The organism is Sporosarcina pasadenensis (assembly GCF_047228845.1).
GTDB lineage: Bacteria > Bacillota > Bacilli > Bacillales_A > Planococcaceae > Sporosarcina.
On record NZ_JBFEGM010000007.1, the window covers coordinates 172,879 to 198,183 of the forward strand.

The 25,305-nt window shown below is 44.5% G+C and carries 20 protein-coding genes and 1 other annotated feature; of the genes, 4 read left to right on the plus strand and 16 right to left on the minus strand.

Annotated features, from left to right (window positions below):
* Positions 1–3: 3 nt before the first annotated feature.
* The 3 genes from AB1K89_RS11615 to AB1K89_RS11625 form a co-directional block, all read right to left on the minus strand.
* Complete coding sequence (locus AB1K89_RS11615; protein ID WP_413054887.1) at positions 4–1,731, minus strand: sensor domain-containing diguanylate cyclase; 1,728 nt, start codon at positions 1,729–1,731, stop codon at positions 4–6.
* Between the two features lie 21 nt (positions 1,732–1,752).
* The gene (locus tag AB1K89_RS11620) at positions 1,753–3,456 is read right to left on the minus strand and encodes a sensor domain-containing diguanylate cyclase (RefSeq protein WP_413054888.1); all 1,704 of its coding nucleotides are present in this window, start codon (positions 3,454–3,456) and stop codon (positions 1,753–1,755) included.
* Between the two features lie 91 nt (positions 3,457–3,547).
* Positions 3,548–4,756 (minus strand): bifunctional folylpolyglutamate synthase/dihydrofolate synthase, encoded by a 1,209-nt coding sequence (locus tag AB1K89_RS11625; protein WP_413054889.1) that lies wholly within the window; start codon positions 4,754–4,756, stop codon positions 3,548–3,550.
* Positions 4,757–4,818: 62 nt separating this feature from the next.
* Between AB1K89_RS11625 and AB1K89_RS11630 the strand changes: the two genes are divergently transcribed.
* Both AB1K89_RS11630 and AB1K89_RS11635 read left to right on the plus strand, forming a co-directional pair.
* A complete protein-coding gene (locus AB1K89_RS11630; RefSeq protein ID WP_413054890.1) occupies positions 4,819–5,685 on the plus strand; it encodes an ATP-grasp domain-containing protein in 867 nt (288 codons plus the stop codon).
* Positions 5,682–6,476: an ATP-grasp domain-containing protein gene (locus tag AB1K89_RS11635; RefSeq protein WP_413054891.1), complete on the plus strand. Its 795-nt coding sequence runs from the start codon at positions 5,682–5,684 to the stop codon at positions 6,474–6,476. The genes AB1K89_RS11630 and AB1K89_RS11635 overlap by 4 nt, the downstream gene beginning before the upstream one ends.
* A gap of 214 nt (positions 6,477–6,690) precedes the next feature.
* On the opposite strand, the gene AB1K89_RS11640 is transcribed toward AB1K89_RS11635, so the two are convergent.
* On the minus strand, positions 6,691–9,336 hold the full coding sequence (locus AB1K89_RS11640; RefSeq protein WP_413054892.1) for a valine--tRNA ligase: 2,646 nt from the start codon (positions 9,334–9,336) through the stop codon (positions 6,691–6,693).
* A gap of 69 nt (positions 9,337–9,405) precedes the next feature.
* Positions 9,406–9,627, minus strand: a binding site (T-box leader).
* 68 nt (positions 9,628–9,695) lie between these two features.
* Between AB1K89_RS11640 and AB1K89_RS11645 the strand changes: the two genes are divergently transcribed.
* Positions 9,696–9,887, plus strand: coding sequence for a hypothetical protein (locus AB1K89_RS11645; protein WP_252502812.1), 192 nt, complete (start codon positions 9,696–9,698; stop codon positions 9,885–9,887).
* Here the strand turns inward: AB1K89_RS11645 and AB1K89_RS11650 are convergent.
* The 12 genes from AB1K89_RS11650 to AB1K89_RS11705 all read right to left on the minus strand — a co-directional run bounded on the left by AB1K89_RS11650 (position 9,855) and on the right by AB1K89_RS11705 (position 23,999).
* Positions 9,855–10,679, minus strand: coding sequence for a hypothetical protein (locus AB1K89_RS11650; protein ID WP_413054893.1), 825 nt, complete (start codon positions 10,677–10,679; stop codon positions 9,855–9,857). The genes AB1K89_RS11645 and AB1K89_RS11650 overlap by 33 nt on opposite strands.
* Before the next feature lie 107 nt (positions 10,680–10,786).
* A complete protein-coding gene (gene hemL, locus AB1K89_RS11655; protein WP_413054894.1) occupies positions 10,787–12,079 on the minus strand; it encodes a glutamate-1-semialdehyde 2,1-aminomutase in 1,293 nt (430 codons plus the stop codon).
* A complete protein-coding gene (gene hemB / locus AB1K89_RS11660; protein ID WP_413054895.1) occupies positions 12,080–13,060 on the minus strand; it encodes a porphobilinogen synthase in 981 nt (326 codons plus the stop codon).
* A complete protein-coding gene (locus tag AB1K89_RS11665) occupies positions 13,057–13,821 on the minus strand; it encodes a uroporphyrinogen-III synthase (protein ID WP_413054896.1) in 765 nt (254 codons plus the stop codon). The genes hemB and AB1K89_RS11665 overlap by 4 nt, the downstream gene beginning before the upstream one ends.
* Positions 13,814–14,743 (minus strand): hydroxymethylbilane synthase, encoded by a 930-nt coding sequence (hemC, locus tag AB1K89_RS11670; RefSeq protein ID WP_413054897.1) that lies wholly within the window; start codon positions 14,741–14,743, stop codon positions 13,814–13,816. Before hemC ends, AB1K89_RS11665 begins: the two co-directional genes overlap by 8 nt.
* Before the next feature lie 36 nt (positions 14,744–14,779).
* Positions 14,780–15,610 carry a cytochrome c biogenesis protein CcsA gene (gene ccsA / locus AB1K89_RS11675; protein WP_413054898.1) on the minus strand — a complete coding sequence of 277 codons (831 nt, stop codon included), beginning with the start codon at positions 15,608–15,610 and terminating at the stop codon, positions 14,780–14,782.
* A 40-nt stretch (positions 15,611–15,650) separates the two neighbouring features.
* The gene (gene hemA / locus AB1K89_RS11680) at positions 15,651–16,991 is read right to left on the minus strand and encodes a glutamyl-tRNA reductase (protein ID WP_413054899.1); all 1,341 of its coding nucleotides are present in this window, start codon (positions 16,989–16,991) and stop codon (positions 15,651–15,653) included.
* 193 nt (positions 16,992–17,184) lie between these two features.
* Positions 17,185–17,766 (minus strand): ribosome biogenesis GTP-binding protein YihA/YsxC, encoded by a 582-nt coding sequence (gene yihA, locus AB1K89_RS11685; RefSeq protein ID WP_413054900.1) that lies wholly within the window; start codon positions 17,764–17,766, stop codon positions 17,185–17,187.
* Entirely contained in the window at positions 17,763–20,087 is a 2,325-nt protein-coding gene (gene lon / locus AB1K89_RS11690) for an endopeptidase La (protein ID WP_413054901.1), read from the minus strand. Before lon ends, yihA begins: the two co-directional genes overlap by 4 nt.
* Positions 20,088–20,207: 120 nt before the next feature.
* The gene (clpX, locus tag AB1K89_RS11695; protein ID WP_252502802.1) at positions 20,208–21,476 is read right to left on the minus strand and encodes an ATP-dependent protease ATP-binding subunit ClpX; all 1,269 of its coding nucleotides are present in this window, start codon (positions 21,474–21,476) and stop codon (positions 20,208–20,210) included.
* Positions 21,477–21,624: 148 nt separating this feature from the next.
* Complete coding sequence (tig, locus tag AB1K89_RS11700; protein WP_413054902.1) at positions 21,625–22,911, minus strand: trigger factor; 1,287 nt, start codon at positions 22,909–22,911, stop codon at positions 21,625–21,627.
* Positions 22,912–23,021: 110 nt separating this feature from the next.
* Positions 23,022–23,999, minus strand: coding sequence for a DUF3196 family protein (locus tag AB1K89_RS11705; RefSeq protein WP_413054903.1), 978 nt, complete (start codon positions 23,997–23,999; stop codon positions 23,022–23,024).
* 358 nt (positions 24,000–24,357) lie between these two features.
* Between AB1K89_RS11705 and AB1K89_RS11710 the strand changes: the two genes are divergently transcribed.
* On the plus strand, positions 24,358–25,203 hold the full coding sequence (locus AB1K89_RS11710; RefSeq protein WP_413054904.1) for a carbonic anhydrase: 846 nt from the start codon (positions 24,358–24,360) through the stop codon (positions 25,201–25,203).
* The last annotated feature ends 102 nt before the right edge of the window (positions 25,204–25,305 follow it).

Below are 25,305 nucleotides of genomic sequence, written 5' to 3' on the forward strand. Positions count from 1 at the left end.
TCATCATCTTACAACATTTTCTTTCTCTTCTTCATAAATTCCTACCCGGTTCCGTCCTGCCTGCTTGCCGCCTATGTAAAGTGCACGGTCGGCATTCCGGAGCAATACTTTCCCATCCTTTGCATCCATCGGCATCGTTGCAACGCCGATGCTCACTGTCATATTAACGATTGTCGGCTCTCGGTCTTCCAAAAGATCCGGGATGATTTGGAAACTGGATTCTTCCATTTCCTTTCGGATTGTTTCAGCAAGCTTGATTGCATCCTCTTTCTCGTAATTCGGCAGTATCATTACGAACTCTTCGCCGCCATACCTAGCTAATGTCATATCAGACGTTTGGTATTTCCTTAATAAAGCGGCGAATGCGCAGAGCAGATCATTCCCGCTTTGGTGTCCGTATGTGTCGTTGATGGATTTGAAGCGATCGATATCGAGTATAATCGTAGAAAGTGTCATTATTTCACCGGTATGAAAACGGACCATCTCTTCATCGAGTTTTGATTCTAAATAACGGTAATTATAAAGACCTGTCAATCCGCATCTCACACTCTTCTCCACTGTTCGCTCATAATACCTCGCCTTTTCGACTGCAATTGCAAGGTACCCCGTCAAAAGATCCACAATCTTCACATGGACTTCTTCAAACGCATATCGCTGATTCGATGTGAGAATAAGGAATCCTTCCGTCTTTTGATTTCTCTTTATCGGGGCTGTCATGACGCTTTCCACAGAAGGGTCGAACGTATATCCCTTGAGGGAGGAAATGCTTTTTTTATTTAAAAATAACTTCGTTGCTTCCACATCCAACCCGTCACCAGCCGATCTCTTCTGGGGAAGTGAAAGTTTGTTCGCCATGCCGCTTCGGAATTCCCCTTCTTTATGGGCAAGCATGACGAGATTTCCCCCCGTCCTGAAATCGACGATATAAGCGTTATCATAGGTAATTACGCCTTTGATCTTATCGATGAATGTGAGAAGAACATCTTCCACGCGTAAGCTATCCGCTAGCTGATGGCCGATGACCGTCGAAGATGACAGTACATCATTCAAGTTATTCGATTCCATGTAATTACTCGCCACGATTAAAACAATAAGAAATGGAACACCTATTAGCAAAAATGCTCCAATTCCATATTCCTTTATAAGAAGGCAGAATGTAATCGCAAATGGCAAAAGGAGAATCGTAGAAACATAATCCCACCAAATGGCTTTTTTCATACCGGATGTGCTTGTCTTTACCCATTTGAAAAGCGAATAGATGATGGCGCTATTAAGCAATGAATAGACGGATGCAAAAATGAATCCCGCAATCAAAAATGAACTTACAGACATTTGCCCTAGCGAACCGCCGAGTGCATAAAAGATTGCCGCGCTTATTACAGAAACAATAGTAGATTCGATTGAATTGACAGCAAATCGGAAAGCGTTCGGCGTCGAAGACTTTTGAATAAAAAGAAGTAACAAACTCGCAATTTGCATGAAAATCATTTCAGCTACAATGCCGTATTGGAAAAATAGTGAGAAAATGACCCATCTCTCCAGAGTGATGCTCACCCTATCGAACGATATCGTAGTTATTAATGCAACTAGGAGGATTGCCATATAGATAGCCAAGTTCAAATAATCGTAAGGTGCAGCCGGGAAAAAGTTGAGGGCTATGTAAAACATGAAAGGAACGACGAGAAGCCACAGGATATATATCGTTCTTTTTTGTTTGGCTGTCACTATCATTTCCTATCCCTCCCCCCTTCGTTATCTAACGTATTCGGCCACCCGGTCTCTTCCGGCCTGCTTGGCCCCAATATATAGAGCGCGATCGGCGTTGCGCAATAAATTCATCGCTTCATCCGTATCGGTTGGCGCACTTGCGACACCGACACTGGAAGTAATGGATACTTTCACCGGGTACTTGTCCTCGCCCAAATCCGGAATAATCGTAAATATATGCTGTCTAATGAGCAATCGAAGCTGCTCCGCAAAACCGACGGCTTCTTCCTTGGAATAGCCAGGCAATAAATAGACGAATTCTTCGCCTCCATATCGGCCGATCGTTCCATTGTCCGGCAATGCTTTCTCCAAAATTCTTGCAAGACCATATAAAATGTCGTTCCCGCTTTGATGTCCAAATGTATCATTCACTTTTTTGAAGTGGTCGATATCGAGCATGACGACAGATAAGTCATCAATATCCCCCATGTTCATCCGGTCCATTTCTTCGTGAAGTTTTTCCTCCAAATACCGATAATTATACAGATTTGTCAGCGCGCATCTTTCACTCCGTTGCAGTGCTTCTTGCACATATCTAGCCTTCTCTAACGACACAATGTAATACGAACCTAGCAAGTCCAATATTTTCAGCTGGTGATCACCGAAAGCGGCTCTCCGGTTGGACCCTAATAGAAGGATGCCGTTCGTTTTATTGTTATGTGTGAGCGGGATGCAAAGAACACTTTCCAATTCCTCAAGTGTTGAAACTGTAGCATACTGCTCCCAGTCTTTTCTTTTCGAATAGATGACAGGTTCCTTCATCTCCAATACCTTCCCTGCTATCCCTTCTCCGATCTGGACAGTTTGGAACGGCAGGTTGATAAAACGCCGTCTCTCATACCGTTTTTCTAGCTCCAGCCATTGATCATGATTCGTAAATAGAAATACGTAATCGGCTTTGAATAATTCGCTCGTTTTGATAATGAACTGTGTCGTGACAGACTCTTCATCCGTCATGACGGAAAGTTCACTTCCGATTCTTCCTGCTCTTTTAATATATTCATTGATTTTTTCAGAACGACCGTATAGGCGGATTATCGATATTGTCATGAAAAAAGGAAATCCAATTAGTAAAAAAGAACCTATGCCAACCATTTTCAACATTAAATAGAATGTCAAAGCTAATGGCAAAATGAGAATGAGAGTCGAATATTCAAAGACAACATCCTTTGTTGTAAATGGACTTTTCGCTTTTCTTAATTCAAAATATGTATTCATTAAACCTATATTCGTTGATGTATGGACAAGCCGGTATACGGCCACTCCAATGAAAAGAGTCCAAAAATCCGCCGATCCAATTTTTCCGCCAACTACGAAGAATGCGCCTGCCGCGGCCATTGATAACAAGAACATCAGAATGGAGTTTAGAAAAAGTCGATGAAGGTTTTTTTCGTTTCTTTTCATCACAAAAAAGGCTGCTAGAATCGATAGTTGCATGACAATCATTTCAATTGCAATGCCATACATGAGGAAGGCCGGCAAAGTGACCCACATGACTATAGAGACCGGTTTTCCATTCCGCTTAATTGGAAATAGAACTGTCAGCACACCAAAAATAATAAAAAACATCAAGTAGACAGGATTGATGCTTTCGGGCATCTGAGTTTGTAAGAGATAAATAATTCCGGTCGGAACGATGAGAAACCAAATAATGAAAAGGCCCATTGTAGACCACTTTTTTTCAGACACCCCTCATGCACCCCTTAAAGAATATATATACAATCTACGAAATGATATGGTGTAGTCTTTATTGAAAGCGATCAGGTATTGGTAGTCGAGGTTAGTTCAAAAGACTACTAATCAGATAAAGTGACCCTGCGACTATTTTCTTCCTATCGTCTTCCTTTCTTAGTATTATAGTATCACTTACGAGTTTTGTCACCTTTTTTTTATTATACTGACAACTAGCTAATAATTCCTCCGCAGTAGCAGCTTGTGGGTGTGGAAAGGTGACGAATGTAAAGGAAGCAGCTACTGGAATTAACTCATCCAGCGTTTTTTTTATGTCTTTTGTTTTCAGCATCCCGATGACAAAATCGACTTTTTCACCAGGGAATTCAGATTTGATTGTCTCGGTAAGCATTTTGGCAGCAGCTGGGTTATGCGCCCCGTCGATAAAGACGCCTTCAGAGATTTCCTGGAATCGATAAGGCAAAGAAGCTTCCGCCACCCCTCTAGTAATGGACTCCACATCTACTACTACTCCCGCTTGCAGCATCGCCTCGATTGCAATTGCCGCATTGACTGCTTGATGAGGACCTCTCACCTTACGTTTTGGGATTGGCACCCGGATTAATTCTCCAACGAACTCATCATGTATGATTGAAAAGTCATTTCCATATGTAAGCAATTCGCTTTTCATCTCATGCGCCTTCGCCCGAATCACTTCCATCGCCTCGTTTGGCAGCGTCCCGACGACTACAGGAGTTTCTTCTTTAATGATCCCCGCCTTATGCCCTGCAATCTCCCCAACCGTCCCTCCAAGAAAACCGACATGATCCAACGCGATCGATGTGATGACAGAGACGAGCGGCGTAACGACATTCGTACTATCCAAACTGCCCCCCATGCCGCATTCCAGAAGGATATAATCCGGAGCTAGCCTTTCAAATGTAACGAAGGCCGCAACTGTCAACAATTCAAAATCCGTCAACGTGCCGCTAAGGCCCGCTTCTTTAATTACCATGAAGGTCTTGTCCATTTCTTCCGGACTGATTGGCTTACCGTTGATGCGTATTTGGTCATGTACATCGACTAACGCTGGAGATGAAAATACGCCTGTCGAAAACCCGTGCTCTTGCAAAATGGATTCCATGAAAGCGATGGTGGAACCTTTCCCGTTCGTCCCCGCCACATGGATGACGCGGAGTCCTTTTTCAGGATTCCCGACTTTCACAAGCGCGGTTCGTATACTATCGAGTCCCGGCTTTATTACATCATCACTAAGCACTTCAAATCGCTCTTTATATTCATCAAATTTTGGAATCAATACACTCGCCCCTTATGGTAAAATCAGCATAGGGTAAGTATATCACGGCCGGAGGGAACGATATGAAAAAATGTTGGGTCATCTATAATGGCAGTTTGACGAGCGATAAATTCCGAGATCAGGCGGAGTTATTGAAGGAGGCTGCTGAACGTGCGGGCGTCAGGGCAACGTTGAAGAAAAACTATGAAGTGCAAATGGCCTTGAATGAAAAGCTGGAGGATTGCCCTGATTTTGTCGTCTTTCTGGACAAGGATATCCTTCTGGCAACATTTTTAAAAAATGTAGGTATCCCTGTTTTCAATGACCCCGAAGTGATCGAGATATGTGATAACAAAGCGAAGCAATACATACAGCTGGCAAAGAATAAGATTGCGATGCCGGAAACGATCATTGCACCGAAAGTTTATCCTAATTTCACGATTGAAGGATCGGGTTATTATGAAAAGGTCCTTGAGAAACTGGGCTTGCCTATGATTATTAAAGAAGGCCACGGTTCCTTCGGGATGAAAGTGTATTTAATTGAAACGGAAGAGGAGTTCTTTGCGAAGGTCGATGAACTACGTGGCGTCGATTATGTGTTTCAACAGTTCATTGCAACGAGTAGAGGCCGGGATATCCGTGTCAATATCGTCGGCGGTAAAGTTGTCGCAGCAATGTACCGCTCTTCCGAAACGGATTTCCGGGCGAACATTACGAATGGCGGGGTGGCAAGCGTTATCGAACTGACTCCCGAGCAGAAGGAACTGGCAATCCGTGCGGCCGAAGCGGTCGGCGCCGAATTTGCGGGTGTCGATCTGTTGTTTGGAGAAAATGAAGCGCCGCTCGTCTGTGAAGTGAATGCCGCAGCGCATATCCGCAATATTTACAATGTGACGGGTATCAATGTCGCAGACAGGATGATTGAATACATTTTAGGTAAGTTAGCATGAAAGGATACATATATTATTCATCAGCGGAAGCCGAGCGCAATCGCGGATTCATTGATGATTTGATGAAGCATGCTTTAAGGCTAGATATTGCATTGTCGTTGCTAGTTGATGAGGAAGAACCGGATGACGCAGATTTCATTTTATTCCGCGATCGGAATGCAGAGCTAAGTTCAAAATGGGAAAAAGCAGGTTTCCGATTAATTAACCGATCTGAAGTGAACAAAATCGCAAATGATAAGTTACGGACATTCGAGGTTGCGACTCTGTTAGGAGTTTCTGCCATTCCTACGAAAAATTTTCGATCGTTAGCAGATCTTCCTCCCCTGCCCGCTGTTTTGAAAACTATTGATGGTCATGGCGGCGACGAAGTGTTTCTTTGTCATACTAAGGATGATGTTGAGGAGTTTTTATCCCGGTTTTCCGGAAGGCGGACAATTGCACAACCATATATCGAATCGGGAGCAACGGATGTCCGGGTGTTCATGCTCGGCGAAGAAGTGTTGGGTGCTGTTAAACGGACGGGAAGCGACTCCTTCAAATCGAATTATACGCTCGGCGGCTCAGTGGAGAAGTATACACTTTCCTCATGGCAGGAAAATGAGGTACGGAGAATCGCAAAAGCTTTAAAAAGCGACTATGTCGGCATTGATTTTCTATTATTACCGGATGGCGGGTGGATTTTAAATGAAATCGAAGACCCGGTCGGCGCCAGATCACTTTATGCGACGCATGATTTTTCGGTTGCTGAGAGATTGATGGAGTATGTAAAGAAGAAAGTGAAGGGTTTATAATCACTTGTGCGAGTTTATGATCACTTGTACGAATTTATGATCACTCACTCGAGTTTATGATCACTTGCACGGATTTATGATCACTTGCACAGCTTTATGATCACTTGCGCGAATTTATGATCACTTGCACTAATTTATGAGCGTTGCCATCAATAATAAAAAAAAGAGTTGGTCGACTCCAATTTCGGAGGACCAACTCTTTTTCACGTTTGCATTAAATCTCTTTCAATTCCTCAATCCGGCGTTCGACTGCCGCTTTTTTCTCCAAGTAATCCTTCTCTTTCGCGCGCTCTTCTTCTACAACAGCTTCTGGCGCTTTCGAAACGAATCGCTCGTTCGATAGCTTACCTTGGACGCGTTTCACTTCGCCTTCCCATTTCGCCAATTCCTTTTTCAACCGCTCGATCTCTTCGTCAAGATTGAGCAATCCTTCAAGCGGAAGGAATAGTTCTGCTCCTGTAATGACAGCTGACATCGATTTGCCCGGTGCCGATATGCCGACTCCGATTTCGAGTGTTTCAGGGTTACAGAAACGTTCGATATAGTTGCGGTTCGATTCCAACACGGCAACAGTCGCTTCATCTTTCGCTGCAATGTAAAGCGGAACTTTTTTGCTCATCGGCGTATTCACTTCTGCACGGATGTTACGTACCGCATGGATGAGGTCAACGAGCAGCTTCATATCAGATGCTTTTGCCGTATCCGTCAACGACGCATCAGCTACTGGCCATGCCGCCACTGTGATTGACTCCCCTTCATGCGGAAGGTTCTGCCAAATTTCCTCCGTAATGAAAGGCATTAACGGGTGCAAGAGACGCATCGTATTGTCGAGTACGTAAGCGAGTACTGAACGTGTCGTTTTCTTCGCCGCTTCATCTTCTCCGTACAACGGCAATTTCGCCATTTCGATATACCAGTCACAGAAGTCATCCCAAATGAAATTGTATAGCGCACGGCCAACTTCACCGAATTCATATTTCTCGGCAAGCTTCGTCACTTGTTCGATCGTTTCATTCAATCGTGTGAGGATCCATGCATCTGCTACAGACTTTTCACCTGTAAGATCGATTTCATCGTATGTCATTCCATTCATATTCATCAAAGCGAATCGGGAGGCGTTCCAAATTTTGTTCGCAAAGTTCCAAATCGCTTCGACTTTTTCCGTAGAATAACGAAGGTCCTGACCTGGTGAAGAACCAGTTGCTAGGAAGTAGCGCAATGCGTCTGCACCGTATTTATCGATAACTTCCATCGGGTCTATTCCGTTACCAAGTGATTTCGACATCTTCCGTCCATCTTCTGCACGGACAAGACCATGGATGAGCACATCTTTGAACGGACGCTGATCAGTGAATTCGAGTCCTTGGAAAATCATCCGGGATACCCAGAAGAATATGATATCGTAACCAGTTACGAGTGCATCCGTCGGGTAATAGCGCTTGAACTCTTCATTATCAACATCCGGCCAACCCATCGTCGAAAACGGCCATAATGCAGAGGAGAACCATGTATCAAGTACATCTTCCTCTTGATTCCAATTTTCGATATCTTGAGGTGCTTCGTGTCCTACGTAGATTTCGCCGGTTTCTTTATGGTACCAGGCAGGAATGCGGTGTCCCCACCAAAGCTGACGAGAAATGCACCAGTCATGGATATTTTCCATCCAGTTCAAATACGTCTTTTCAAAGCGTTCTGGTACAAAGTTCACTTTGCCTTCCGTTTGCTGAAGTTTGATCGCCTCTTCTGCTAGCGGCGCCATTTTAACGAACCATTGTGTTGACAAGTACGGCTCAACAACGGCTCCACTCCGTTCCGAATGGCCGACAGAGTGCAAGTGGTCCTCGATTTTGAATAAAACACCTAGCTCCTGCAAGTCTTTGACGATCGCTTTCCGGCATTCGAAGCGGTCCATCCCTTCGTATTTGCCTGCTAGTTGGTTCATGCTGCCGTCTTCATTCATGACAAGTACACGAGGCAAGTCGTGACGATTACCGATTTCAAAGTCATTCGGGTCATGTGCTGGCGTGATTTTCACTGCACCGCTTCCGAATTCCATATCAACATAATCGTCTGCAACAATCGGAATTTCACGTCCAACAATCGGCAACTTAACCATTTTACCGATTAAATGCTTATAACGTTCGTCTTCCGGGTGAACGGCAACCGCGGTATCTCCGAGCATCGTTTCAGGACGTGTCGTTGCAATTTCAATGCTGCCCGTTCCGTCTGCTAGTGGATAGCGCATATGATAGAATGCACCCTGAACATCCTTATGGATAACTTCGATATCCGATAACGCCGTTTTCGTAGCCGGATCCCAGTTAATAATATATTCTCCGCGGTAAATATAGCCTTTTTCATACATCTTGACGAACACTTCGCGGACCGCTTTTGACAACCCTTCATCCAACGTGAAACGCTCTCTTGAGTAATCAAGAGCAAGACCTAGTTTCGCCCATTGCTCCCGGATATGGCCAGCGTATTCATCTTTCCACTTCCACGTCTCTTCCAGGAATTTTTCACGGCCAAGATCGTAGCGGGATTTCCCTTCTTCACGAAGCTTTTCCTCAACCCTTGCCTGTGTTGCAATACCCGCATGGTCCATTCCTGGGAGCCATAAGGCGTCGTAGCCTTGCATCCGTTTCATTCGAATAAGAATGTCTTGCAATGTCGTATCCCAAGCATGCCCTAAATGAAGCTTCCCTGTGACGTTTGGCGGCGGAATGACGATAGTATACGGCTCTTTACCGCTCTCTGGCTGCGCTTCGAAGTATTTCCCTTTCAGCCACCATTCGTAACGGCCCGCTTCAGTTGACTGTGGCTCATATTTTGTTGGCATTGACAAGTTTTCTGTTGACATATGAACTCCTCCTCTTTACTTGCACATACAGCTGTGAATAAAAGTGAATACAAAAAAACTCCGTTCGTCAAAAAGGACGAAGGAGTTATCCGTGGTACCACCTTTATTCACGCAAACGAGAAACATTTGCGCCTCAATAATAAATAACGGTTTCAAACCGGCTTCCGCTACTCGAATTCACGGAAACTGCTCCCGGGTGACTTTCCGCAAATTCATTTATAGGCCCTCCCACCGACGGCGCCCTCTCTTGGATAAATGAAAACTGCTTACTTTCCCGATCAATGCATCATTATACAGTTATGAATATTATATTCGATTAGAGGAGATTTCGTCAAGTATATTATGAAAGGATGGTATTGATGAGAAAGGGATATAATCCTTATTTATTGCCCCCTTGGTTACGGAAGACAAGGTTTTATTGCAAAGGCATCATCATCCCTATTGCCGCTTTCCAGCTGATCAGACTTTTGATCGTCCCTACGACCGGTGACTTCCTCCTATTATGCGCTCTCGGAGGTTTAGCTTTCCTCCTTTACAAAGATATCATTTGAACGGAACCGCGTCGTCGTCCACTCATCCGGCAACGATGCAATGTATGACAGTATATCATCCTGGCCAATCAATGTGCTGCTGTCATTCATTGCAGTTGCTTGCGGCTCTTGGACAGGCAAAGCAGCTGTTCGTTTTTGTGCAATGGAAGACTGTCGGGGTTCGGTGACTTGCTCCATTTGTGCTTGCTCTTGCTTTCCCGCGAGCGCATCTTCTTTTGGCTCAGCTTGAACTGCTACTGTCTCTACTTTCTTATTAGCGATTTCCGATTCCTTATTTGCTACGAGAGTAGCTGTCTCTTTGCTTTCCGGCTCATTACTGGAGGTTTCTTTACTTGTAGTCGCATTCTCTGCAGTTTCATTACTGGCACTTACATTACTGGCATTTTCATCGGCAGATGCCTGCCCATGCATGCAATTCACATTCCAAGAGACCGTGAAGGATCCTTGTCCGTCAAAGGTGGATTTAATGTCTTTCGCTTCGATATGCAATGGATTCTCTACTTCAGGAGGCAGATCGATATATAACGGCACTGCGTATTCGAAATAACCCGTTTCCCCTTCCATTTCCACATCGTCGACAAAGACTGCATCTGCGGGGATTGACTCACTTCGTTGCCCCTCTGTAAAGTCGACTTTGGCGGCGATATGATAAATTCCTGAAAGCCGGACCGCATCTTCAGACCGTTTTTCGGTGAATCCCGCTTTCACTTTGACTAGACGTGCTTCCTTTGGGACCCCAACATTCTCCGGGAAATAAAAGACCTCTTTCATATTCCACTGTAACTTTTTCATTCCATTTTCCCTCCCCTGTTTCATTCACTTGCCATTATATGCAGGAAGTGAAGCAGGTAGAAGAAAAACCACCCATTGTCGATTGAATGACAATGGGTGGTCCAAAATTAACGTGCCAATTTTTCGAAGACACGGTGGAATGCTTGTACCGTCTGTTCGATATGCTCTTCCGTATGGGAAGAGGAAAGGAACATGCCTTCGAATTGGGATGGTGGCAGGAAGATGCCTTCTTCTGCCATCAAGCGGAAGTACTCTGCAAACAGTTCCAAGTCGGACGTCTTCGCTTGGTCGTAATTATACACTTTTTCATTTGTGAAGAAGAAACCAATCATGGAGCCGGCACGGTTCACAGTATGCGGGATATTGTATTTCGTCGCCGCTTCACGGAAACCAGCCTCAAGCAGGTCACCGAGCTTCTGGAAATGATCATAAGAAGCTGGAGTCAACTTTTTCAAAGTTTCAATCCCTGCTGTCATCGCGAGCGGATTTCCGGATAATGTACCCGCCTGGTAAACGGTTCCGGCCGGCGCTACATTTTCCATGATTTCACGTTTTCCGCCGTACGCTCCGACAGGGACCCCTCCGCCAATCACTTTGCCGAGGCAAGTGAGGTCCGGAGTGATTCCAAAATAGCCCTGCGCACAGTTGTAATCGACACGGAATCCAGTCATCACTTCATCAAAAATGAGCAATGTGCCGTTTTTCTCGGTCATTTCACGCAATCCCTCAAGGAAACCTGGCTCCGGCGGGACTACTCCCATGTTGCCGGCAACCGGTTCTACGATGACACCCGCCAAATCGTCGCCGAACTGCTCGAATGCAGCGCGGACGCCATCCATATCATTGTATGCCACTGTTATCGTGTTCTTCGCGATTCCTTCGGGAACACCAGGGCTATCAGGCAAGCCTAGCGTAGCGACGCCAGAACCAGCTTTAATAAGAAGTGAATCGCCATGGCCATGGTAGCAGCCTTCGAATTTCAAAATCTTGTTCCGGCCTGTATATCCGCGAGCCAAACGCAAAGCGCTCATTGTCGCTTCAGTCCCAGATGAAACCATCCGGACAACCTCGATGGAAGGCACTCGATCAATAACGATTTTCGCAAGTTCATTTTCCAGCAAAGTCGGTGCTCCGAAGCTTGTACCTGTTTCGGCAACTTTCTTAATGCCTTCTACGACATCAGGATCTGCATGGCCTAAAATCAGGGGTCCCCATGAAAGGACATAGTCGATGTATTCATTGCCATCGATGTCTTTAACGATTGGACCTTTTCCACTTTCGATGAAAATCGGATCCATATTGACCGATTTGAAAGCGCGGACAGGAGAGTTTACGCCGCCTGGCATTAACTTCACTGCTTCCGTAAACGCTTGCTTGGATTTTTCGTAACTTTTATTCAATTATTTTCCCTCCAGCCAACGCGCTGCGTCTTTTGCATGGTATGTCATAATAAGATCCGCACCAGCGCGTTTCATACTTGTCAACGTTTCCAACACGATTTCTTTTTCATTAATCCAGCCGTTTTGTGCAGCTGCCTTCACCATCGAATATTCACCGCTCACATTATAGGCGACGACAGGTAGAAGGACGTTGTTTTTCACATCACGCATAATATCCAAATAGGACAATGCCGGCTTGACGATCAGGAAATCTGCGCCTTCCATGACATCGGACTCCGCTTCGCGAAGCGCTTCCATCCGATTGGCAGGGTCCATCTGATACGTCTTCCGATCTCCAAACTGCGGAGCCGATTCAGCAGCGTCGCGGAAGGGACCGTAGTAGGCGGAAGCATATTTCACCGCGTAGGACATGATCGGAACATTTTCAAAACCCTTTTCATCAAGCGCCTGCCTGATAGCAACGACGAAGCCGTCCATCATATTGGATGGTGCAATGATATCAGCACCCGCTTTTGCTTGGCTAACTGCGGTTTTTGCCAACAGTTCGAGTGATGGATCATTCAATACATCGGATCCATGAACAACACCGCAATGACCATGGTCCGTATACTCACATAGGCAAGTGTCAGCAATGACGACGAGCTCCGGATGCTTCTCCTTAATGAGACGCGTCGCGCGTTGGACAATACCTTCATCATCAAAAGCCCCGGTTCCAGTCGCATCTTTCTCTGATGGGATACCGAACAGGATAACGGAAGGGATGCCTAATGAAACGACTTCCTCCACTTCCTCCAGTAGACGATCAAGTGACAATTGGTAAATGCCCGGCATCGAGCTGATTTCATTTTTCACATTTTCGCCTTCAATAATGAACATCGGATAAATAAAATCCTCTTTACGCAAAATTGTTTCCCTTACCATCGAGCGCATTGTTGCTGAGTTGCGCAGACGACGATTACGTCTGAATTGTAGTTGAGTCATTGGATATCTTCCTTTCGTCTCGCCAAAGCAATGACGAGTTCCTTAAGAGTATAAACTTCAGGCTTCACATCCACTTCGGCGCCTGCCTGAAGCAACGCCCTTTCAGTGACATGTCCGATTGCGCCGATTGTAAAACCCTTCCACCCAACAACCGGAACTACGCCTTCCTCGAAGACGCGGACAGCTGAAGGGCTGGCGAATAAGACGGCGCAGTTTTTCACGGTTTTCAGCTTCTCAATAATCGAGTGTACTGAATCCGTTTTTGCACCTGTTTCATAGACTGTCCATTCCTCCACTTGAAAGGGCAACTCCTCACGGATAATACTGCCGGCAAGGTTCCCTTTTATAAACAGGACACGAAGTCTACGGTCTTCCGTCGGCTTGAATTGTTTTACAAAAACATCTGCGCTGAAAATGGATGGTATGAATTCGACTGCGAAACCGATTTTCTCCAACGCTGCGGCGGTCTGTGTACCGACTGCAGCTATTTTGGATGGAATTTGTCCCGATGTCATGTTAAAACGGTCCATTTTGGACTGGAATGCTTTCACAGCGCTTTGGCTTGTAAAAATCAACCAATCAAAATCTGTACATCGTTTCAATTCTTTTTCATCTGTCGGATCCACAATTTCATTCACTTGAATAAGCGGCATGGAGTAAGGGGTACCACCGTATTGCGTGACGAGATCGAAAACTTCAAGCGATTTCGGCGTCCCTGTGAAAATGACAGTTTCCCCTTTCAACGGACCCAATTCAGGCATCCATTTCCGCCTTCACTTTCTCGATCACTTCTGAAGCCCCTTCAGCACGCAAAGTGGATGCTACAGATTTGCCGACAGCAACCGGATCAGAACCTCGAACAGTCTTCTTGAAGACTTGCTTTGCATCCGGAGAAGCTACGAATCCTGTAAATTCGATCTCCTTGCCGTCATATTCCGCGATTCCGGCAATCGGCACTTGGCAAGAGCCGTCCATTTCAGCTAGGAATGTCCGCTCCGTATCTACTTCCAACCATGTCTTCTCATCGGATACTTTCTTCAGTTCAGCGAGCAGTTCCTCATCGTCACTTCGGCATTCAATCGCGAGCGCCCCTTGGCCGATAGCAGGAATGCAGTCTTCTATCGACATATATTCTGTAACGACATCGTCGCTCCAGCCCATCCGTTTCAATCCTGCTGCTGCGAGAAGAATGGCATCATATTCACCATCCTGCATTTTCTTCAGCCGCGTATCGATATTTCCGCGGATCCATTTAATTTCAATATCTGGACGGAGCATAAGCAACTGGGAACTACGGCGTAAGCTCGACGTGCCGACAATTGCGCCGACCGGAAGATCCATGAATTTCACATGCCCTTTGGAAATGAAAGCGTCACGGGCATCGACCCGCGGCGGAATGCAGCCAATCGTAAGCCCTTCAGGCAATACGGCAGGCATATCTTTCATGCTATGGACAGCAAAGTCGATTTCTTTATCGAAAAGGGCTTGTTGGATCTCCTTGACGAATAATCCTTTACCTCCCACTTTAGAAAGCATCACATCAAGGATTCTGTCTCCTTTTGTGACAATCTCCTTCACTTCAAATTCAAAAGGCGCGCCTGCTGCTTTCATCTGGTCGATGAACCAATTCGTCTGTGTTAAAGCAAGCTTGCTCCTTCTTGAGCCTACGATGATTTTTCTCAATATGATCTTCCTCCCAATTGAATTACTCTCAAAACGTCAAATCCAAAAATGGAATTGCGATAATCTGCTTCCCAGAAAAAAATTGATGATGACAAAAAGAAAAGCGAAGACGTTCGCCCACGCAAAATCGTTCGCTGTCAGTCTACCTCTTCTTTGCAAAAACAATACTAAACTATAAAGGATAATAACGAGGAAAGACCCGATGATCTTCACGTCGGAAATCGTCCATTCATCCAACGCGACCGTCGCCCATTGAATTCCGAGCACGAGGCTGATGAAAAGCACTGGAATGCCCGTATAGATCGATGCTTTCATCCCTGACAAAGATTGTTGGAGGGACGGAAGACGTCCGAACTGCTTTGTCCACTTTTTCTTCTTCAACACTTTATAGACGAGCAAATAAAGGATGGCGAATACGAATGACATCGCGAATGCCGCATACGATAAAATGGCAAATGTGATATGTATGAAAAGCAATTCCGAAATAAGCGATTCACCAACCGGGGATTTCTCAATCTGTGTCGGAGTGAATGTATGGATCGTCATGAATATGAAACCGATGACATTTAAAAAGAAGACAGCGAACCCGACCTTTGAAAACGCTTGGAGGATCATCGATAACGAAATGAGCAGCCAAGCATAGAAGTAGATCCCTTCGTAAAGGGAAAGGACCGGGAATCGCTGTGTATCTATCACCCGCGCAATTAGGAAGCCGCTTTGCAACAAATAGACAATTGACAAAATCCAAAAAGCGCTGCGATGGGCGATTTTATTATTGTTCAAATAATCAATGAAGTAAAATACGAGGCTCACCGCATACAGGACGACGATCACTTCGTGGAATCTCGCCATAGTCATTTCGGCCATGATGCAACCTCTGCCTTTCGCATGGATCTAAAGCCTCGGATTACGCCTCAGCTAATTTGTGTATAGCATTACCAAGGGATTTGGTTTCCGCACGGACGATTTCTTCTTCCTCGTCATCTTCAACCAATCCGAATATTTGCTTGAATAAAGCCAGCTTTTCTACCGCCTGATCATCCAATGCCAACTCTTTAGCTTGCAGGATAGGTTCCTTCAGCATTTGGTTAATGATTGATTTCGTGTGCTTATTCAATAATTTCTTTTCACGGTTGGTCAAGTTCGGCATTTTATTTTCAATGCTCGCCATTGTCTCCGCTTGGATATTGAGCGCTTTTTCCCGTAATGCAGAAATGACTGGTACGACACCTAGCGTCGCAATCCATTCCTTGAACTCGACAATTTCCCCTTCAATCATCAAACCGATCTCTTCAGCGGCACGTTTACGCTCCGCCAAATTCGCTTCGACGATTCCTTGCAAATCATCAATATCGTAGAGGAAGACATTCGGCAAATCACCGATTCTCGGATCCAGATCACGTGGTACAGCTATATCGACCATAAAAATCGGCTTTCCTTTACGCAGTTTCTCGACATATTGCATCAGTTCGAAGTCAATGACAAAATCGGTTGCACCCGTAGAGCTGATTAAGACATCCGCTTCCAACAATGTGCATTGCAACTCCTGCATCGGTTTAGCGACGCCTCCGAATTGCTCTGCCATCTCTTCAGCTTTCGACAGCGTACGATTGACGACCGTCACCTTACCCGCTCCGCTGCCATGCAAGTTCTTGATGGCCAACTCTCCCATCTTCCCTGCTCCCAAAATGGCAATATGCTTCCCATCCAATGAACCGAAAATCTTTTTTCCAAGCTCAACTGCAGCGTAAGATACTGAAACAGCATTGTCTGCAATCGCTGTTTCTGAATGTGCTCGCTTCGCAAGCGTAATCGACTTTTTGAATAACTCATTAAAGACTGTACCTGTCGTCCCGATTTTTTGCCCTTCCAGGAAACTAGTACGGACTTGTCCTAAAATTTGCGTTTCACCAAGCACCATCGAATCAATTCCCGCTGATACACGCATCAAATGTTCAATCGCTGCATCATTTTCATATATAAGCAAATGCGGGGACAATTCCTCAAGCTCCATATCAAACCAGTTCGCCAAGAATCGTTTCACATAATACCGGCCAGTATGGATCTGATCAGCTACAGCATATATTTCAGTTCGATTGCACGTAGAAATAATTACGTTCTCCAAAATGCTTTTCTCTTTTTGCAGAGCTTGCATCGCCTTTGGCAGCTCAGCCTCTACAAAAGATAATTTTTCCCTGATTTCTACTGGAGCTGTTCGGTGGTTGACACCGACCACGATTGTATACATAAGGTGTTCACACCTCTCCCGTTCTTATATTAACATATACGATTATAACATATTACACGGTTATTAACGGCCCATTTTGTGACTAACTCTTGAACCATCAACGGTTCGTTCCCTGTTTTTGTATTAATTCTAATGTATCTCTGGTATGCATAATCGAAAATCCGGATGAATATTCTCTTCATCCGGATTGCAATTACATTCTATTCTCTATTTCACGCCAAGCCTCATCCATACCTATCCCTTTTTCAGAAGAGAATAATACTAAAGGATCTCCCGCTCGCATGTTTAATTCGTTTCTAACCATTTTTTTATGTTTTTCCCATTTACCTTTCGGGATTTTATCCGCTTTCGTCGCAATAACAATTGTAGGAATATCGTAATGACCTAAAAAGTCATACATAATGCAATCGTCAACACTTGGAGGATGTCGGAGATCCACAATCAGGACAACAGCACGTAGCTGTTCCCGACCTGTCAAATACCTCTCGATCATTTTCCCCCATGCTTCCCGTTCGGATTTTGACACTTTCGCGTACCCATAACCGGGAACATCAACGAAAAACAATTTTTCTTCAATTTTGTAAAAGTTCAGAGTCTGGGTCTTTCCGGGCTTCGAGGATGTACGGGCCAAACTCTTTCGTCCGATCATTTTATTGATGAACGAAGATTTGCCTACATTCGAACGTCCCGCAAGTGCAAATTCCGGAAAACCATCATCCGGATATTGCTCAGGTTTAACCGCACTCATAATCATTTCAACTTGATTGACTTTCATTCTGAAGCCTCCTCTAATGCGTACGCCAATACTTCTTCAGCATCCGAGACAAGCTTGAATGTCAGCTCTCTACGCACACTTTCTGGTATATCTTCAATATCCCGCTCATTGGCAATTGGTAAAATAATCGTCGTCAAGCCCGCTCGATGCGCACTTAAAGACTTTTCCTTCACGCCCCCGATTGGCAGCACCCTTCCACGAAGCGTAATTTCACCCGTCATTCCGACCTCTCTGCGAATCGGTCGTTTCGTCAAAGCCGAAACGAGTGCCGTTGCGATCGTTACGCCTGCGGACGGGCCATCTTTCGGGACGGCACCTTCAGGAACGTGGATATGGATGTCGCTGGATTCATGGAAGTTAGGGTTGATATGAAAATCCACAGCCCTGGATCTGACATAAGATAACGCGGTTTGCGCTGATTCCTTCATGACATCCCCCAACTTGCCCGTCAGTATGAGTTTACCTTTGCCAGGAGACAATGAAACCTCGATTTGGAGTGTATCTCCCCCAACAGTCGTATAAGCCAGACCGGTTGCCACCCCGATCTGGTTTTTTGTTTCAGCTTGTCCATACATATGCTTTTTCTTGCCTAAAAGCGTTTCAAGCGTATTCACGCTGACCGTAACGCTTTTCTTTTCCCCGGTTACGATTTGCTTAGCCGCTCTCCTGCAGATCCTTGCTATTTCCCTCTCCAACCCGCGGACGCCCGCTTCACGCGTGTAATAACGGACGATGTCACGGATCGCTTCGTCACTGAAACGGACTTGCGACTTTGTTAAACCGTGCTCCTTGAGCTGTTTCGGAATGAGATGGTTTTTCGCAATGGATCGTTTTTCAAGTTCCGTATATCCCGGAATGGAGATGACCTCCATACGATCCCTTAAAGGACCGGGAATGGAACTTAAATCATTTGAAGTCGCGACAAATAGCACATTCGATAAATCATACGGCTCTTCAATATAGTGATCGCTGAACGTCGCGTTTTGTTCAGGGTCTAGGACCTCCAACATGGCAGATGATGGATCTCCTCTAAAGTCATTTGACATCTTATCGATTTCATCAAGCAAGAATACGGGATTGATCTTACCCGCTTTTTTCATGCCTTGAATTATCCGACCCGGCATTGCACCGACATATGTACGGCGATGCCCTCTAATTTCGGATTCATCCCGCACTCCACCAAGGGAGATCCGGACAAATTTACGTCCCAACGACTCCGCAATGGAGCGAGCCAAAGAAGTTTTCCCGACTCCTGGTGGTCCATCGAGGCAAAGGATCGGACCTCGCAATGAATTCGTCATTTGACGGACTGCAAGATATTCTAAAATTCGCTCCTTGACCGAATCGAGGCCTTCATGGTCACGGTTCAGAATTTCCTCGGATCGTTTAATATCCAATTGATCCTTCGAAGCAGCAGACCACGGCAAAGCGATGAGCCAGTCGATATAATTCCGTATCACTCCGCTTTCAGCTGATGCGGAATGAACTTTTTCGTACCGGTCCAGCTCCCTCAATGCAGCCTGTTTCACATTTTCTGGCATGCCCGCTTCTTCTATCTCTTTTGTCAACTCGACGACTTCGATGCTTTTCCCGTCTTTGTCGCCTAGCTCTTTTTGGATGGCTTTCATCTGCTCGCGCAAATAAAATTCTTTCTGAGTGCGTTCCATCGCTTCTTTAACACGTGCGTTGATTTTTCGTTCCAATGCGAGGATTGCCTGCTCATCATGGAGTTTGTTAATCAAAAATTCCAATCTCTTCTTAACGTCGGTTATTTCCAGGATTTCCTGTTTAGCAGACAATTTCAACGGCAGATGGGAAGCAATCATATCCGCAAACCTTCCAGGCTCTTCGATTGATGCAATGGAATCGAATGTCTCTTGAGAAACCTTCGCTGAATAGTTTGTGTAGTTCTCGAAATAAGGAAGTAGAATTCGCATGAGGGCGGTAATTTCCGCATCCACTTCCGTGTCGTCAGGAATTCTTTCCACATCTACCACCGGATAGAGATCTGCTTCTTCGTAGTTTGACCACTCCGCCCGCTCAATGCCTTCAATGTGTAGGCGGTATGTCCCGTTGTTCAGTTCAGTCAATGACTTCACATAAGCTAAAAGACCGACCTGATATAAATCTTCGGCTTCCGGATTTTCAACGCTCGTGTCCTTCTGTGAGGCGAGCATGATGTAATTGCCGTTCGCAATTGCATGTTCAACAGCAAATACGGAGCGTTCCCTCCCGACGTCAATATGTAAAACCATCGTCGGATAAACCAACATCCCGCGTAAAGGCAATAAAGGCACGTTCAGCTTTTTTTCATTTGGCATGCGGAAGTCACCTCCATAAGTTATGTATATCCAATATGTACATTTCATATAAGGTGGAAAAAGCCGACAACCGATGAGCGAAGGTTCGCTTCGTCGGAGTCAGCTTTAGTCCTCCAATTCTCAAGCCGTATTCTTCTCTTGATCGAGATCAAACTGTGTACCATCTTCTCGATAAAGGATTGGACTTGACTTTTTCAGGACGGAATCTTTCGTAATAATGCACTCGGTCACTTCATCTAGTGATGGCAGTTCATACATGATATCCAACATGATGTTTTCGATAATGGAACGTAACCCACGAGCACCCGTCTTCCGTTCAATCGCTTCCTTGGCAATCTCAAGAAGTGCATCCTCTTCGAATCGCAATGCAACGCCATCCAATTCAACCATCTTCTGGTATTGCTTTACAATTGCATTTTTCGGAACTGTAAGGATTTGGTATAGAGTATCTTCATTCAGCTGCTCCAACGTCGCAATGACTGGCAAACGGCCAATAAATTCAGGAATCAGTCCGAAACGTTGTAAATCTTCCGGGATCAATTTTGAAAGCAAAGAAGCTTCCTCTTTAGATTCCTCATCAACATTCGTGCCGAAGCCGATCACTTTTTGTCCGGTACGGCGTTTGATGATTTCTTCCATGCCATCAAATGCTCCGCCGACGATGAAAAGGATGTTAGTCGTATCAATCTGCAAAAATTCCTGGTGTGGATGCTTACGACCGCCCTGTGGTGGAACGCTTGCAACTGTGCCTTCAAGAATCTTCAAGAGGGCTTGCTGTACGCCTTCACCCGATACGTCACGCGTAATCGATGCGTTTTCCGATTTGCGAGCAACTTTATCGATTTCATCAATATAGATGATACCCTTTTCAGCACGTTCAATATCAAAATCTGCCGCTTGAATCAGCTTCAAAAGAATATTTTCCACATCTTCACCAACATATCCAGCTTCAGTCAATGAAGTTGCATCCGCTATCGCGAAAGGAACATCTAGAATTCTCGCCAATGTTTGTGCCAACAACGTTTTACCGCTACCTGTAGGACCAATTAGAACGATATTCGATTTTGCAATTTCAACATCGTCTACCTTGCTGTTCGTATTGATTCGTTTGTAATGGTTGTAAACCGCAACGGCTAACGATTTTTTAGCACGGTCCTGGCCGATAATATATTCATCTAAGATGCCTTGGATTTCACGTGGTTTCGGAACATCTTTCAGCTCGAAGTGCTCATCAAGACCCACTTCCTCCTCGACGATTTCCGCACATAGTTCAACACACTCATCACAAATATAGACACCCTGACCTGCAACGAGTTTTCTCACCTGGTCTTGGGTTTTACCACAAAAAGAACAACTTAAATTATCTTTTTCGTCATTAAATTTGAACATCAAGCTCACCCCTATTCAAGTGACAATCTTACAAGATTCCCCCGGTTTTATCAACTATTTAGAACTTCACCGCCAGAGCTGCTTCAAAAATTCCTACCTATGAAAAACAAGGTACGGAACCCCCGTACCTTGTATTTTTCATTACCTATTATTCAGCGACTTTTGCATTCTCAACAAGGAATTCTACAGTCTTGTTGAAGCGTAAGTCGTTTTCAAGCATTTTTGTTCCGCCTAATGTCTGTTTGATTTGGTCAACTTCCATACCGAATTGTTCAGACATTTTTTCAAGCTCAGCATTGATTTCCTCTTCGGTCACTTTGATATCCTCAGCAACGCCAATTGCTTCAAGCGTCAAGGAAACACGCACACGGCTAATTGCATCGTCTCTCATTTGAGCACGCAATGCTGCTTCATCCTGACCTGAGAATTGGAAGTACAAGTCAAGGTTCATGCCTTGCATTTGAAGGCGTTGACCGAATTCGTCCATCATGCGGTCCACTTCTGAATCGATCATCACTTCAGGAATATCGACTTCAGCGTTTCTTGCTGCAGCTTCTACAAGATCATCACGCATTGCTGTTTCAGCTGCGCTCTTCTTTTCTTCTGCTGTCTGTTCTTTCATTTTTGTACGAAGCTCTTCAAGGCTCTCGACGCTCTCATCGATTTCCTTTGCAAGCTCATCGTCAAGCTCAGGAACTTCCTTCGACTTGATCTCATGCACTTTCACTTTGAATACAGCTGGTTTTCCAGCCAATTCAGCTGCATGGTACTCTTCTGGGAATGACACTTCGACGTCTTTTTCTTCGCCTTGTTTCATGCCGACAACTTGCTCTTCGAAACCTGGAATGAATGAACCGGAACCGATTTCAAGGTCGTACCCTTCTGCTTTTCCACCCTCGAAAGCTTCGCCATCAACGAACCCTTCAAAGTCAAGGTTGACAGTGTCGCCATTTTCAACAGCGCCGTCTTCCTTCACGACCATTTCAGCCAATGTTGTTTGACGATCTTTCAATTGTTGCTCGATTTCCTCGTCTGTCACTTCAGTTTCCTGGCGTGTCACTTCGAGACCTTTATAGTCGCCAAGCTTCACTTCAGGCTTCAACGTAACATGCGCTTTGAATACGAGCGCTTTGCCTTTTTCCATTTCATCGATTTCGATTTCAGGTTGAGCGATCGGCTCAACTTCCGCTTCGTCAAGCGCATTTGAATATGCTTCCGGAAGGATGATGTCAAGCGCGTCATTATAAAGCGACTCTACGCCGTACATTCTTTCGAACATTTTGCGTGGCATTTTTCCTTTACGGAACCCAGGCGCTTGCACTTTCTTTACTACTTTCTTGAAAGCTTCGTCGATTGCTGCGTCAACTGTTTCTGCAGGAACTTCAACTGTAAGCGTCCCTTTATTGCCTTCTTCTTTTTCCCATTTAACAGACATGTAAATACCTCCGAATCATTATCACCAGTATATTTTCTCACGTTTATACGCTATTTACAACCATTACAGTATATCATAGTCTTTCGATCTTTCAACAGATTTACTGCATATCACCTATCTGTCTGTTCATCGACAGATTTGATCCAGGAAATCAATTCCGTTTCTGTCACCAGATCTCCTGTGAACATGCTTTCTATGTATTGCTTATATGCATCCGCAACTTCGAAAGTTGAAAATCCGTCCCAGCAAAATGGATATGCAAGGATACCGTAACGAAGACTTGCGTCAATTGCCATTTGCAATCGGGAGGGATCCTTTTCAAATAAACTGGCTAGTTGATCGATCACCTCGACGGAACGTTCATCTTGACTTGGTAGTTCGAGGTCTGAAGGAATGACTCGTTTTGCACGTCCAAACTTCCGGACCGTTACTTCCTTTTCGAATTCTGATTCGCGCAGAAGTACGAGCGCATACGTTATGACGACCGGGTGCAAGCTTTCCTTTTCGACAATTTGCACCAGTAGATTTTTGGTTGCCTCATCCAATTCACTGTTCTCAAAAAACGCCAGGATCTTCTGTTGCGCTTCAGTAGAACTACTCAAGAATTCCTCTAAAGTGAAAAGATCCCGTTTTTCGATTTCCACCTCATCACGCACATATCTATAGGAAAGTCTTTTGTTCAGATCACGTAAATAGTTGAATTTCTTCACCATGTCCGGCGGTATGATATCTTCGTCAAAAAGAGTTTCTATCGTCATTTCAACTTCTTCATAATCCTGTAATTGGATGCTGATTGCCAAATATAATTCCATGGCGTCAAGATAGTCGGTTGTCCCGCTATGTAATAATTTTGTTGCCACTTCTTTTGCCAATTCAAAGTCTTTTGTTTCATATAAAGAAACTGCGTAAGGCGCCAATATCCGAGTGTTGTCAGGATCAAAATGATACGCCTGTCCGAAAGCCTCTACAGCTTCTGCGTAGTCTGTATCTTCGACAGCATCCAACCCTTTTTCAATCAGGCGTTCCAAGGCGCCAGGAAACACGACGATGTTATCCTTTTTAATGAGCCTTCCATATCTATGTCTCACTGGATTCACCTTCTTTCATCCATCCACTATACCATATAGCATTTTCCAACCGGAAATGAATTATTCACTCCTAATTTATATATGTTCATATCTGAAATTTGTTATATACATATTTCATCCAACTCAACCACTATATGTGCTTTTCTTCACGCCCATAAAATGGATCTTAGTCAGTAAGCACCAAGGGTTAAATCACACGTCTATTCCTGTTAATTTGCAAACGTGTAGTATCTATTAACTGTATTGTGGAATTTGCTTCGTTTTGGTAATTATTGTCTTGTTTAGGCGAATTTATTTAGTATAGTATTCCTTGTGCAATAGCACAGAAAAAAATAAGGAAGAAGGGGATTTTTCAGAGATGAGAAAAGTATTTTTGTATCCGTTAATAGTTGTTTTGTTAAGTTTGTTATTGGGAGCTTGCTCAGAACAGGCAACAGAAACAACTACATCAGAAAATGAAGAAACTGTAACTGTCACAAAAGAAAACGAAACAACAAAGTCAAAAGACGCTCCCAACATGCAATGGTCTTATGATGAAGAAACAGGTCCGGACAATTGGGGGGAATTGGATCCTACATACTCAGCCTGTACAGAAGGAAATGAGCAATCACCAATCAATATCGAATTCTCACAAGTTAAAACGAGTGAAGAACTAGATAACTTTAAAATTCAATACGAGCCGACACAATTTTCAATTGTAAATAACGGACATTCCGTACAGGCTAATCCAGCAACACCAAACAATAGCATCGTCGTTGAAGGAACAGAATACAAACTTGCTCAATTCCATTTCCATACACCAAGCGAGCACCAGATCAACGGTCAGAACATGGATATGGAACTCCATCTTGTACACCAAGATGCGGACGGTGGGCTAGCAGTACTTGGTCTAATGATTAAAGAAGGAAAAGAAAACGAAAAACTTGCACCTATTTGGGATGTATTACCGTTGAATGAAACAGAAAATGATAATGACTTAAATAAAACTATTGATTTACATGATTTACTTCCTTCAGATCAAACAACTTACTATTACAACGGCTCACTGACGACACCGCCTTGTTCAGAAAAAGTGAAATGGATTGTTTTTGAAGAACCGATTGAAATGTCAAAAGAACAAATTCAAGCCTATCAGCAAATTTTCCCTGAAAACCAACGTCCTGTTCAACCTTTGAACGAACGTGAAATCATTGAAGTAGATTAATTCACTTGAATTTTCAAGTGTTGCAACAAAAAATGGCCCTTCATCAATTCTCTGGATTGATGAAGGGCCTTCCTGTTCACTTTATACCCTATAGTCTGTTTG

What these genes read in the sequence shown, in the direction of transcription:
- AB1K89_RS11615 (WP_413054887.1), bottom strand. Translation starts at nt 1,731, where the DNA reads ATGATAGTGACAGCCAAACAAAAAAGAACGATATATATCCTGTGGCTT.
- AB1K89_RS11630 (WP_413054890.1), top strand. Translation starts at nt 4,819, where the DNA reads ATGAAAAAATGTTGGGTCATCTATAATGGCAGTTTGACGAGCGATAAA.
- AB1K89_RS11635 (WP_413054891.1), top strand. Translation starts at nt 5,682, where the DNA reads ATGAAAGGATACATATATTATTCATCAGCGGAAGCCGAGCGCAATCGC.
- AB1K89_RS11640 (WP_413054892.1), bottom strand. Translation starts at nt 9,336, where the DNA reads ATGTCAACAGAAAACTTGTCAATGCCAACAAAATATGAGCCACAGTCA.
- AB1K89_RS11645 (WP_252502812.1), top strand. Translation starts at nt 9,696, where the DNA reads ATGAGAAAGGGATATAATCCTTATTTATTGCCCCCTTGGTTACGGAAG.
- AB1K89_RS11650 (WP_413054893.1), bottom strand. Translation starts at nt 10,679, where the DNA reads ATGAAAAAGTTACAGTGGAATATGAAAGAGGTCTTTTATTTCCCGGAG.
- hemB (WP_413054895.1), bottom strand. Translation starts at nt 13,060, where the DNA reads ATGACTCAACTACAATTCAGACGTAATCGTCGTCTGCGCAACTCAGCA.
- AB1K89_RS11665 (WP_413054896.1), bottom strand. Translation starts at nt 13,821, where the DNA reads ATGCCTGAATTGGGTCCGTTGAAAGGGGAAACTGTCATTTTCACAGGG.
- ccsA (WP_413054898.1), bottom strand. Translation starts at nt 15,610, where the DNA reads ATGGCCGAAATGACTATGGCGAGATTCCACGAAGTGATCGTCGTCCTG.
- hemA (WP_413054899.1), bottom strand. Translation starts at nt 16,991, where the DNA reads ATGTATACAATCGTGGTCGGTGTCAACCACCGAACAGCTCCAGTAGAA.
- yihA (WP_413054900.1), bottom strand. Translation starts at nt 17,766, where the DNA reads ATGAAAGTCAATCAAGTTGAAATGATTATGAGTGCGGTTAAACCTGAG.
- lon (WP_413054901.1), bottom strand. Translation starts at nt 20,087, where the DNA reads ATGCCAAATGAAAAAAAGCTGAACGTGCCTTTATTGCCTTTACGCGGG.
- clpX (WP_252502802.1), bottom strand. Translation starts at nt 21,476, where the DNA reads ATGTTCAAATTTAATGACGAAAAAGATAATTTAAGTTGTTCTTTTTGT.
- tig (WP_413054902.1), bottom strand. Translation starts at nt 22,911, where the DNA reads ATGTCTGTTAAATGGGAAAAAGAAGAAGGCAATAAAGGGACGCTTACA.
- AB1K89_RS11710 (WP_413054904.1), top strand. Translation starts at nt 24,358, where the DNA reads ATGAGAAAAGTATTTTTGTATCCGTTAATAGTTGTTTTGTTAAGTTTG.